This is a genomic window from Vibrio sp. 1249-1 (assembly GCF_033340495.1).
This window is the reverse complement of the sequence record NZ_JAWOWJ010000799.1, coordinates 1-602: the sequence shown is the minus strand read 5'-3', so window position 1 is coordinate 602 and position 602 is coordinate 1. Positions and strand designations below refer to the sequence as shown.

The window sequence follows — 602 nt, the reverse complement described above, 5'->3', positions numbered from 1 at the left end:
CTGCCCCAGCTTGCTGCTTATGCGGAGACAACAACAAACTTATCGAAACAGGAAAAGACATCCCTTGCGCAAAACTCAAACACGTGAATGCGACCAGTAACGATGCAACCGTAAACGGCGTCACCAACAGTAAACACCCAGAAAGCGCGACAATCGCAAAGCTCATCAACAGTATTTGCTGTGCTTTATAACGGTTATTGATCAAATTAAGGACGAGGCTACCCATCAACAAACCAGCTGACGGAATAATCATCAAAGAACCATAATCAGCTGCGGTTAAACCCAATTCTTGCTGCATCAAAAATGGATATAACGACAATGTTACTAAGCCAGATAGGTAGCTTAACCAGTTATAACTGGCACTCCCGATAACTTGCTTGTTCGTTAGCAAGTAGAAGTAATTCACCATGACTTGCCTTACCTCGAACTTGCGTTTTGGATACGGCAGCGTTTCTGGCAGAACCAAGTAGCCAAGGATAAATATCGCCAACAAGTAAAGCAGCACAAAGACAAATACCGCTTGCCAGCTAAAGTGGTACGCAATCCATCCGCCAAAAAGAGGCGCGACAATCGGCATGACAGCAGCAGTGACAGAGATATAC

1 protein-coding gene is annotated in these 602 nt (G+C 44.9%); it reads right to left on the bottom strand.

Annotation, left to right across the window (positions count from 1 at the left end; genetic code table 11):
- Positions 1 to 602, bottom strand: a 602-nt coding sequence (locus tag R7Z50_RS28985; protein ID WP_318149945.1) for an MFS transporter, incomplete at both ends; no start/stop codon positions are given.